Consider the following 12181-nt stretch of genomic DNA (forward strand, 5'->3'; position numbering starts at 1 on the left):
TTAGGAATACAAAAGAATCCATTTAAAGAAAATAGTTCTGAAAAGGGAAAATTATTAATTACTGGAGCTCCCGGATGGCTTGGTAACAGAATGATAGATGTTTTGATAAATGGCGATAAAGATGGTGAATTCCAAAGTAATAGGAAAGTGAAGCTTCTTGTTCAACCTCAATATCAAGGTTTTTTAAATCTACCGGAGAATTTTGAAATTGTTTATGGAGATATTACTGATAAAAATTCTTTGGCGAAAGTACTCGAAAATGTGAGTACCGTATTTCATATTGCAGGAGCTATTTATCCTCCAAAAATAAAAACTTTGTATGAAGTGAATTTTAAAGGAACAAAAAATCTTGTTGATGTTTGCATAGAAAAAGGAATAAGGCGAATTATTTATATGTCAACTGATTCTGTAGGTGGTAAGGGTACTAAAGAAAAAAGAATATTTGATAAAAATACGCCACCGACTCCTTATAGAAATTATGGAGAAAGTAAATATCTTGCAGAAAAATATATTCTTGATAAAACAAAAGAAGGTTTGATTGATGGAACATCATTGAGAGGTTTTTGGTTTTTTGGACCATTTGCTCCACCGCGTCAGCTTAATTTTTTGAATATGTTTAGTTGGCCAAGACAATTGGTTTTTGGAACAGGTAAAAATTTTAGATCAATTTCTCATGTTGACAATACTATTCAGGCGTTTTTTAAAACTGAGAAAGAAGCAAAAACTTTTGGTAAGGCTTATTGGATTTGCGGTAATGAATCTGAAATGACTGTTGATGATATTTATCGTACAATTGCGAATAAATTAGGCAAAGAATATAAACCATTACATATTCCCGTTTGGATGTGTAAAATGTTTGGACTTGCAGATAGCTTTCTTGGATTATTTGGAATTCTACATCCGACAATTCATGCCGCAGGGAAATTTTATTTTGATATTGCAGGAAAAATTGATGATGCTAAAGAGGATTTTGGATACGAACCGAAAATTAGTTTTGAAGAAACCGCTGAAGAACTTGCTGGGGGGAGGTGAGAGGTGAGAGGTGAGAGGTGAGAGGTGAGGGGTGAGGGAGAAGTGAGAAGTGAGAAGTGAGAGGTGAGAGGTGAGAGGTGAGAGATGAGAGGATAGCGTAAGAGCTTTTTTGCTAAAGTGTTGAATGTGAAATTCTTCAAAGTTTTCACGCATTAACAGATATTTTACTCTTCTTTAATTTGCAACATTGCGTCATCGTTCTTTCGTTTTTTCTCTTTTTAAAAATACAAATCCATTTTTACTGTATAATTCTTTCATATCTTTTATTTTTTTGAATTCTTCGGCTTTTTGAATTTTGGTAATAAAGAATGCAGTTTTGTCAATATCTCCATTTAAAAGCCAATCAAGATTGTTATAATTAGGATTTTCTTGTGGTTTTACATTTGAATAAAAATAGTGAGCATAGCTTTTAAATCCTAAAGTTTCTACATAACAATCTTTTTGCTGAATACTTTGACAAAATTCTACCATTGCATTTTGTGAGAGTTTTTCAATTTTTGAAACAAAGATGTAAATGCTTAGTTGTAACGTTATTAAGCTTGTTGCCATTAATAACATTATTGATTTAAACTTTGTTTTTTCTTTTAAAAACCAAATAATTGAGATTATTCCCAAAAGTATAAAAACTATTCCCGGTAAAAAAGTCGAGAATTTCCAATTTACATTTGCATCTAATGCTTCTTTCATAAAAGGGTCATCAAGATATGGGAAAATAAGTTGTGAATTTCTTGCAATTATGGGAAATGAGATAAGTAAAATACTTATAAATGAAGTGATTGTGATTATTAGTGTTTTTTGTAAGATTGATGCTTTAGTGTTTTGTTTTAGAGAAATCTTATAAATAAATAATGCAGCGAGAAATGTTAATGGATAATATGAAAGTGACGAATAATGGATGATTTTTGTATTAACAATTGAGAAAATTATTAGTACAACAAGAAGCAAAATAATCATTAATTGCTTAAAAAGTTTTGTTTCTGAGTTTTCGGAAGAATATTTTTTAAAACTTCCAATGGCAAATATTGAAGCAGGGAAAACACCAAAAAGAACTACTAACCAATGATAGTAGAAATGCCCTCCATGTCCTGCATCTTGATTTTTGAAAAGTTCAATATTGCGAATGATGAACTCGCGAATAAATTCATTACCATTTTTCATTGTTTCTATTCCGTACCAAATTGTTGGGATAAGTAAAATTGATGTGGCAAACAAAAGTATCATCCATAATTTTAAGGGAACTTTATTATTATTGATTAAGCAAAAAATAAAGATACTCAAACTAGGAAGTAGAAGTCCTACAGGTCCTTTTGTTAAAATTGCAAGTCCAATAAAAAGTCCTGAAAGAACTAAGTTGATTTTGATGCTTGAATTATTATCTGAATTTTGTGATAAATTGAACAATGATTTGAAAGCAAAAAATACTGAAAGAAACATAAAAAGATTAAACAAAGGGTCAATAATTCCTGAACGGAAGTAGAGATGAGGCAAAAATGAACAGGAATATGCAAGTACCCAAAACAATCCGAACTTTTCGTTTTTTAATTGTTTGCCAATAAAATATAAAGATAATAATGAGATTATTCCTATTACTGCATTCGGAAAACGAGAAGCAAATTCGTTTATTCCAAATATTTTCATTGATAAAACTTGTACCCAAAAAAATAGAGGAGGTTTTTCGGTAAATACTTGATAATTGATAGTTACGCTTTCGTAATTCCCTGTAATTATCATTTCTCTTGCAGCTTCTGCAAAATTTATTTCATCCCAGTCAAAAAGATGAACTGCTCCGGCAAATGGAATAAAAAGTAATCCACCAATAATTACAATTAAAAAAATATTTAGTGAATTAGATTTCATAAATCAAGTTTTTATCAAAAAACAGTGATTGTTTAATCATTAACACTTAGTATTGCCATAAATGCTGATTGAGGAACTTCAACATTACCTACTTGCTTCATTCTTTTTTTACCTTTCTTTTGCTTTTCTAAAAGCTTTCTTTTTCGTGTTATATCACCGCCATAGCATTTTGCTGTAACATCTTTTCTTACAGCTTTTATAGTTTCACGAGAAATAACTTTTGAACCTATTGCTGCTTGTATTGCTATTTCGTATTGCTGACGTGGAATGAGTTTGCGTAATTTTTGACAGATTGTTTTGCCATATTCATAAGCTTTTTCCCTGTGAATTATGCACGATAAAGCATCAACAACATCTTTATTTAGCATTATGTCAAGTTTGATAAGATCAGATTTTTTTGATCCAATTGGATAATAATCCAAAGAAGCATAGCCTCGGGAAATTGTTTTTAATTTATCATAAAAGTCAAAAATAATCTCAGATAAAGGCATTGAAAAAGTAAGTTCAACACGATATTGAGTAAGGTAAACCTGATTTTCAAGTATCCCGCGTTTTTTTAAACATAACTTAATAATAGCACCTACAAAATCAGATTTAGAAATTATTTGGGCTTTTATAAAAGGTTCTTCAATTGATTCAATGTGCGAAAGCTCAGGGAGTTCAGATGGATTTGTAATTTTAATTTGTTTTTTTGTAGTTAAATTTACTTTGTAGGAAACGTTAGGCACGGTTGTGATAACATTCATATCAAATTCCCTGTCAAGTCTTTCCTGAATAATTTCCATGTGAAGCATTCCTAAAAAACCACATCTAAATCCATAACCTAATGCTCCTGAAGTTTCAGGTTCATAAATAAGTGAAGCATCATTAAGTTTTAGCTTTTCCATGCAATCTCTAAGCTCCTCAAATTCCTCGTTTACGATTGGATAAATTCCTGCAAAAACCATTGGCTTTACATCTTCAAAACCTTTAACCGCAGAATCGCATGGATTTTCAACATGAGTTATTGTGTCACCAACTTTTATTTCATTGGCAGTTTTAATTCCTGAAATCAGATAACCAACATTACCTGCTTCAATTGTATTTTGTGGACTTTGTTTTAGTTTTAAAATACCTATTTCTTCAGCTTGATATTCTTTAGCTGTATTAACAAATTTTACGTGGTCATTTGTATTTAATTTCCCGTTAAATATTCTAAAATAAACTATTACACCGCGATAAGGGTTGTAAACAGAATCAAATATTAAGGCTTGCAGAGGTTCTTCTTTATTTCCTGAAGGAGAAGGGATTTTTTCAACAACTTGTTCAAGAATATATTCAATACCATCACCTGTTTTAGCACTTGCCAAAAGAATATCTTCTTCATCACAACCGATAATGTCAATTATTTGATCTTTAACTTCTTCAATCTGAGCTCCGGGAAGGTCAATTTTATTTAAAACAGGAATAATTGTAAGGTCGTGTTCAAGTGCAAGAAAAAGATTTGAAATTGTTTGAGCTTCAATTCCTTGAGAAGCATCAACGACAAGTAATGCACCTTCGCATGATTTTATTGAACGTGATACTTCATAAGAAAAGTCCACATGCCCGGGAGTATCAATCAGGTTTAAAATATAATTTTCGCCCTTATATTCGTATTCCATTTGAATCGCATGAGATTTAATGGTAATTCCCCTTTCACGCTCAATGTCCATATCATCAAGAATTTGTTCCTTAAGTTCTCTGTCAGTTATTGTATTTGTAATATGCAATAATCTATCTGCAAGAGTACTTTTGCCATGGTCGATGTGAGCTATTATGCTGAAGTTTCTAATGTTTTTCATAATGACTGCAAAATTAAGCTATTATAATTTAATGCTAATTATTAATTGACGATTTGTTTATTTGTTATTGTCGTGAATACGCTAATGGGAGGTTCTATAAATGCATTTCTTTTAAGAAACAAAGATAATGAATAAGATGCAAGGCACAAATTTTTCTGAATAACCGTAGCTATTGAGCAAAATTTTAACGCAGTCAGATTATTTATTATCTTTGTTCCCAAAGGGTTTTCAGAGTTTTTCATATACTTCTTCAAAACTTTTCACATTATCTCGATAGTGTTTCAAATTTTTTCATTGTCTATAAAAAACTCTGGAAATCTTAATGCGAATGTATTTATAGAACCTCCCAAATGAAAATATAGGATGAAGAATTTTTAAAAAACAATCCTATTAAGGTATAGTCAATGCTTAACTTTTCACTGATAATTTTCAAGCATGGTCAATAAATAATCCGTAATACATCCTTGTAACTTTAATAATTTATTTTGATTAAGAATTGATATAATCTTATCTTTGCATTCACAATAAAATGAAATATGAGTGATAATATACAACATGAATGTGGAATTGCACTGATTCGTCTTTTGAAACCCATTTCATATTATGCCGAGAAATATAAAACCCCTTTGTATGCTTTGGATAAATTGTATATTTTGATGGAGAAGCAGCATAATCGTGGTCAAGATGGTGCAGGTATTGGTATTGTAAATTTTGATGTTGCCGCAGGCAATAAATATATGTACAGAAAACGTTCTGTTGAAACGAATCCTATAGCTGATATTTTTAGGAAATTGAATAGTGATTTTGTTGATTTTGGAAAAAAATATCCTCTTAACGATTATTCCGTTATGAAAGATAATTTACCATTTATGGGAGAATTACTTCTTGGGCATTTACGATATGGTACTCATGGTGAAAATGATATTAGTCATTGTCATCCTTTTCACAGAAAAAGCAATTACAAGACAAAAAATTTGATGCTTGCCGGTAATTTTAACATGACTAATAATGAGGATTTATTTAAAAAACTGGTTGAACTCGGTCAATATCCTGTTAATAAAACAGATACTATAATTGTTCTTGAAAAAATAGCTCATTTTCTTGACAGTGAGAATGAGTATATTTATCATAAATATAAGGATAAAGGTTATTCAAAGAAGGAGATAACAAAGCAAATAATTAATGATATTTCACTTGAGTACATTTTAAAAAAATCAGCACGTGATTTTGATGGAGGTTATGTAATAGCCGGACTTATAGGACATGGTGATGCATTTGTACTTCGCGACCCTTCAGGAATTCGTCCTGTGTATTATTACAAAGATGATGAAGTAGTAGTGGTGGCATCCGAAAAACCTGCTATCAGAACTTCTTTTAACAAAGCTTTTGAAGAGATTTCTGAAATTACTCCGGGACATGCTTTGTTGATTAGAAAGAATGGGGTTGTTGAAGAAAAAAAGATTCTGGAACCTAAAGAAAAAAAGGCTTGTTCTTTTGAAAGAATTTATTTCTCAAGAGGTACTGATGACGAAATTTACAAAGAAAGAAAACAACTTGGTAAAAATTTAGCTAGCAGGGTTTTGGATGAAGTTGATAATGATATTAAAAATACTGTTTTCTCATACATACCAAATACTTCTGAAGTTGCTTTTTTAGGACTTATTACTGGGGTTGAGCAATTTAATAATAAAATTAAAATAGAAAAAATCTTAAATCAGAATGCATATAATGAAAAAGAACTTGATAAGATTTTATCTACTAATATTCGGGTGGAAAAAATTTCTGTAAAAGACACCAAATTAAGAACATTTATAACTGAAGATAAAGGAAGAAGTGATCTTGTAGCACATGTTTATGATAATACTTACGGTGTTATCAACGAATTTGAAGATAATCTTGTAATACTTGATGATTCAATAGTTAGAGGAACAACATTAAAAGAAAGTATAATTAGAATACTTGATAGGTTAGGTCCTAAAAAAATAGTTGTTGTTTCATCAGCACCACAAATTCGCTATCCGGATTGTTACGGAATTGATATGTCAAAACTTCGTGATTTTGTTGCTTTTAGAGCAGCTATTGAATTGATAAAAGAAAAAGGAAAAGATTATATTCTTAAAAATGTTTATCACAAATGTAAAGCTCAAGTGGGATTAAAAGATGAAGATGTTGAGAATTATGTTAAAGAAATATACAAACAATCAAGTGTTGAAGAGATAAGTAATAAAATTGCTGAATTAGTACGACCTGAAAATATGAATGCGGAATTAAAAATTATTTATCAAAGTATTGAGGATTTGCATTCTGCAATTCCAAAGCATACAGGTGATTGGTATTTTACAGGAAATTTTCCAACAGATGGAGGTAAGAGAGTTGTAAATCAGTCCTTTATTAATTATTATGAAGGAAATGATGAAAGAGCATATTAAAAAAATATTAAAAGCAAAAAAATGGCGATATCTAAGTTGGAGCAAATGTTTGACGAGTTAAAAGGTAGAGAAAGTAAGAGACTTGTAGTAGCTAATGCTAATGATTCACATACAATTGAAGCGGTTAATAAAGCCGTTGAACTTGATTTGATAAAAGGGATACTTGTAGGAGATGAAAATGAAATAGCAAAAGTTTGTAACAATGAAAAAATAGATATAAAAAAATTCAAAATTGTTCATGTAGTTGATGAACAAAAAGCATCTGATAAAGCAGTGGAAATTATTGCAAACGGAGAAGCTGATTTATTAATGAAAGGGCTTGTAAGCACAGATGTTTACATGCGTTCTATTCTAAAGAAAGAATATAATTTCTTACCAAAAGGTTCAGTTTTGTCTCATATTACTGTTATGCAAAATCCTAATTACCACAAACTATTGATTGTAGGGGATGTGGCAATAATTCCTTTGCCTGAACTAAAAGAAAAAATAGCAATAACAAACTATCTTATAGAGACTGCTTTAGCCTTAGGAATAAAGAACCCAAAAGTAGCAGCTATTGCAGCTTCCGAAAAAGTTTCACCCAAAATGCCGGCAAGTGTTGATGCTTCGCTTCTTTCAAAAATGGCAGAACGTGGGCAAATAAAAAATGCTGTTGTGGAAGGTCCTATAGGTTTTGATGTTGCTATTGATAAAGAATCTGCTGATATAAAAAATATTAAAAGTGAAGTTGCAGGTAATGCTGATTGTATTTTGTTTCCAAATATTGAATCAGGAAATGTTTTTTATAAAACAAATACCAAACTTGCAAATGCAGAATTAGCAGCAATTGTACTTGGTGCTAAAGCTCCTGCAATTCTTTCTTCAAGAGGTGATAATGTGAAGACAAAATTATATTCCATTGCATTGGGAGCGTTGTTGGCTTAGGAGCAAGATGCAGGATGCAAGATGTAGGATGCAAGATGCAGGATGCAAGATGCAGGATGCAGGATGCAAGATGTAGGATGCAAGATGTAGGATGCAAGATGTAGGATGCAAGATGTAGGATGCAAGATGTAGGATGCAGGTGCATAATGTAAGAATGTAGAGACAATTCATGAATTGTCTAAAACCAGCAAATAGGTGCATAATGAAACCATATAGAGACAATTCATGAATTGTCTGTATAGCCCATGCGGGCTAATTTCGTGTCGCAGGAAGTAGAATAAGTTTGCTTACATATTATTCGGTTGAAAAACTGTGAGATTTGTATGTTTTTTTCTAATAAAAGCTGTAATTTGCAGTTTCTAAATATACAGTATAAAAACAATTAAGATATAAAATGAGTGTATTAGCAATTAATCCGGGATCAACTTCTACAAAAATTGCTGTATTTGCGAATTCAAAAATTATGTTTTTTAAAAACATAAAACATTCAGTTGATGAATTAAAAGGTTTTAAAAAAATAACAGATCAATTTGAATTTCGGAAAAATATAATAATGAATGAGCTTAAAAAAGTTGATTATAAAATGAATCAGTTTGAAGCTATTGTTGGAAGGGGAGGGTTGTTAAAGCCGATACCTTCAGGAGTTTATGAAGTGAATGATGAAATGATAAAGGATTTAAAAAGCAGTCCTATTGGAGAGCATGCCAGTAACCTCGGTGGGTTGATAGCTCAAAGTATTGCTTCAGAACTTTCGGGAGTTAAAGCCTTTATTGCAGATCCTGTTGTAGTTGATGAACTTGTTGATATTGCAAGAATTACCGGACATCCATTGATTAAAAAACGATCAATTTTTCATGCCTTAAATCACAAGGCAATTGCAAGATTCCATTCAAAATGTATTTCACGAAAATATGAAGATTTAAATCTAATAATTGTCCATCTTGGTGGTGGAATATCTGTAGGTGCTCATTTAAAAGGAAAGGTGGTAGATGTAAATCAAGGACTTGATGGAGATGGTCCTTTTTCACCAGAAAGATCAGGGACTTTACCAATGGGAGATTTTGCTAAGCTTTGCTTTAGTGGTAAATACACTTTGGAACAGGTAAAATTAATGATAAAAGGTGAAGGTGGTTTTGCTGCATATTTCGGAACAAATGATGCTATTGAGGTTGAAGAAATGGTTAATAATGGAAATTCTAAAGCATTACTTGTTTTTGAGGCTATGGCATATCAGGTGGCAAAAGAAATTGGGGCTATGAGTGCTGTTTTACTTGGTAAAGTTGATGGAATTTTATTAACAGGTGGAATTGCAAATAACAAATGGTTTGTTGAACAAATTATTGACCGTATTGCATACATAGCACCTGTTTCTATTTATCCGGGAGAGGATGAAATGAAAGCATTGGCTCAAAATGCAATAATGGCAATTAATGGTGAACTGAAAGTTAAAAAATATACATAAGTTTGTTTGTAAGAAGAGTATTATTTAATATAATTAATTATGAAAAATCTGTACATTAAATCTATTACTTTAACAATTTTGTTTTCAATTATTTTATTTTTTAATAGTTTTTCACAAATTGGATGGGTTACATTTAATACTTCAAATACTGGTACTAACAATAGCATTCATACGAATGATATTTACGAAGTAATTCAGGATAAAAATGGGAATTTTTGGTTTGGTACAAGTGTAGGCGTGGCAAAATATGATGGGAATAGTTGGACTTTAATTACAACAGATGATGGACTTGTAGGAAATGATGTAAGAACAATAATTCAAGATTCAGACGGAAATTTGTGGTTTGGTACATGGGGACATGGAGTTAGTAAATTTGACGGTAGCTCATGGATAACCTATAATGCTGCGAATTCAGGCTTAGAACGAAATAATATTTTTGAGATTTATGAAGATAAGGATAAAAATATTTGGATAGGAACTGAATATGGTGGAGTCTCAAAATTTGATGGAACTAATTGGACAACTTATAATCAAGCAAGTGGAATGTCTTGGGATGATGTTCAAACTATCTATCAGGATAGTGATGGGGATATGTGGTTTGGTTCAGGCTGGGCAGGATTAAGTGTTTTTGATGGTTCAACATGGACAATTTATAATAAAACCGATGGACTTGCTGATGACCTTGTGATTGATATTTATGAAGATTCAGATAAAAATATGTGGTTTGCAACAGGTCTTGGTGGTGTGTCTAAATTTGATGGAACTAATTGGACAACTTATAACACAATAAATAGCAATATTGCAAGTAATTCAGTTTGTTCAATTTTTGAAGATTCAGATGGAAATTTATGGTTTGGTACAGGAGAAGATTTTTTTGGTTCCGTGCCTTATGGAGTTAGTAAATTCGATGGAACAAATTGGACAACTTATGATGTTGACAACAGTCTGTTGGCAGGAAATAAAGTAAGGTCAATTATTGAAGATACTCATGGATATTTGTGGTTTGCAACATGGGAGGGCGTTAGCCGCCTTGATGGAAATAATTGGAAGAATTTTAAGTACATGACAGGGCTTACTTCCAATGATATAAAAGCTTCAATAACAGATAAAAATGGCGTTGTTTGGTTTGGAACAGCAGAATCAGGAATTAGTAAATACGATAGAAATAGCTGGACACCGGTAACGAGAGATGATGGACTTGCCGGTAACAAAATACACAATATTTTTGAAGCGAAAAATGGTAATATTTGGGTTGCAACCTATAGAGGAATATGTGTTTATGATGGTTCTAACTGGCAAATTTATAACAAAGAAAACAGCGGACTTGTGTGTGATGAAACAAATGATATTATTGTTGATGCTTCAAACAATGTTTGGATTGCAACTCAAGAAGGACTTAGCAAATTTGATGGAACTAATTGGAGTACCTTCACTGCTGTTGATGGATTGTTATGTGATATTATTCTTTCTTTATTTGAAGATGAAGATGGTGCTATTTGGATAGGAACAGATGAATTATCAAATGGGGGAGTTACAAGATTTGATGGCTTTTCTATGACATCATACAGTGAAACTGACGGTTTGGCTGCGAAACATGTAAATAGCATAAATCAGGATGATGATGGAAATATGTGGTTTGCCACATGGGGAGGAATAAGTAAATTTAATGGTACAAGCTGGACAACTTATGATACTACAAATCATGCTATTCCATTTAATAATGTGCAGGATATTATTAAAGATAGTGAAGGTAATATGTGGTTTGGAACCGCTGAAGATTATTATCCCAGTGGTGGTGGTTTTTATAAATTCGATGGAGCTACATGGAAAAAATATACTAAAAATAATACAGGATTGGTTGACAATGCTGTTTATTCAATTACACAAGATAATAAAGGAATTATGTGGTTTGCAACTGCAAATGGTATTTCTAAATGGGATAAAGAAAATTCAATAGAAACTGATTTGGATAAAAATGATATTTGTAAAGTATTCCCTAATCCTTCAAATGGAAATATTACAATTCAACTATGGGGTGAAAATAAAAGTGCAAGTGTAGAAATTTTGGATATTCAAGGAAAAATTTTGTACGAAAAGAAAGGTTTTCAAAATCAGATTTCCATTAATAATTTGTCAAGAGGCTTGTATTTTGTTAAGATGAAAACAAATAGTACTTACCAAGTGCGAAAATTATTAGTTGAATAAGATTGTTTGCCAGCATCGTAGGAAGTATCGTTTGTGTAGAAAAAAAATAGATTTTTGGGACGGGTATCAAAACTATTTGCTGGGTTTTTAGAATTTGATTGCCGACTGATTTGTTTATTTGGTGATTTGTTTATTTGTTTAAACGCAGAGTCGCAGAAACGCAGAGGAAAATTAACAAAAAAAATCAACCCTATTCACGCAAAGACACCCCGATACAGTCATTCTTCCTTATGGGGCAAGCAAAGAACGCTAAGAAGAATTGTTTATTTGTTTATTTGGTGATTTGTTTATTTGTTTCAATAGTCATTTAGTGGTCATTTGCTTCGCTGTCATTTAATTGTCATTAAGTTGTTTATTTGTTTGAGGATGCAAGATACTGTTGACTCCTTTATAAAAAAACTACACCATACCGTCATTGCGAAGGAGGAACGACTGTGGCAATCTGATGA

At 31.6% G+C, this 12181-nt stretch carries 9 protein-coding genes; 6 read left to right on the plus strand and 3 right to left on the minus strand.

Going from position 1 to position 12181, the window contains the following annotated elements:
• Positions 1-1032: NAD-dependent epimerase/dehydratase family protein (locus tag U9R42_07800; GenBank protein ID MEA3495922.1), on the plus strand; the 1032-nt coding region annotated here is incomplete at its 5' end.
• Between the two features lie 192 nt (positions 1033-1224).
• Here the strand turns inward: U9R42_07800 and U9R42_07805 are convergent.
• The 3 genes from U9R42_07805 to U9R42_07815 are packed head-to-tail and all read right to left on the minus strand — an operon-like array spanning position 1225 to position 4954.
• Complete coding sequence (locus U9R42_07805; GenBank protein MEA3495923.1) at positions 1225-2889, minus strand: glycosyltransferase family 39 protein; 1665 nt, start codon at positions 2887-2889, stop codon at positions 1225-1227.
• Between the two features lie 32 nt (positions 2890-2921).
• Positions 2922-4712 (minus strand): translation elongation factor 4, encoded by a 1791-nt coding sequence (lepA, locus tag U9R42_07810; protein ID MEA3495924.1) that lies wholly within the window; start codon positions 4710-4712, stop codon positions 2922-2924.
• Between the two features lie 41 nt (positions 4713-4753).
• The gene (locus tag U9R42_07815; GenBank protein MEA3495925.1) at positions 4754-4954 is read right to left on the minus strand and encodes a hypothetical protein; all 201 of its coding nucleotides are present in this window, start codon (positions 4952-4954) and stop codon (positions 4754-4756) included.
• A gap of 294 nt (positions 4955-5248) precedes the next feature.
• Here U9R42_07815 and U9R42_07820 point away from each other — a divergent pair, with 294 nt between their 5' ends.
• The 5 genes from U9R42_07820 to U9R42_07840 all read left to right on the plus strand — a co-directional run bounded on the left by U9R42_07820 (position 5249) and on the right by U9R42_07840 (position 11732).
• Positions 5249-7141, plus strand: a complete 1893-nt coding sequence (locus U9R42_07820; GenBank protein MEA3495926.1) for an amidophosphoribosyltransferase — start codon at positions 5249-5251, stop codon at positions 7139-7141.
• A 21-nt stretch (positions 7142-7162) separates the two neighbouring features.
• The gene (locus U9R42_07825) at positions 7163-8065 is read left to right on the plus strand and encodes a bifunctional enoyl-CoA hydratase/phosphate acetyltransferase (GenBank protein ID MEA3495927.1); all 903 of its coding nucleotides are present in this window, start codon (positions 7163-7165) and stop codon (positions 8063-8065) included.
• A gap of 14 nt (positions 8066-8079) precedes the next feature.
• Positions 8080-8169, plus strand: a complete 90-nt coding sequence (locus U9R42_07830) for a phosphotransferase (protein MEA3495928.1) — start codon at positions 8080-8082, stop codon at positions 8167-8169.
• 290 nt (positions 8170-8459) lie between these two features.
• Positions 8460-9527, plus strand: a complete 1068-nt coding sequence (gene buk / locus U9R42_07835) for a butyrate kinase (GenBank protein MEA3495929.1) — start codon at positions 8460-8462, stop codon at positions 9525-9527.
• A gap of 39 nt (positions 9528-9566) precedes the next feature.
• On the plus strand, positions 9567-11732 hold the full coding sequence (locus U9R42_07840) for a two-component regulator propeller domain-containing protein (GenBank protein MEA3495930.1): 2166 nt from the start codon (positions 9567-9569) through the stop codon (positions 11730-11732).
• Positions 11733-12181: the final 449 nt, after the last annotated feature.

This window comes from Bacteroidota bacterium, assembly GCA_034723125.1.
In the GTDB taxonomy this organism is placed as follows: domain Bacteria; phylum Bacteroidota; class Bacteroidia; order CAILMK01; family JAAYUY01; genus JAYEOP01.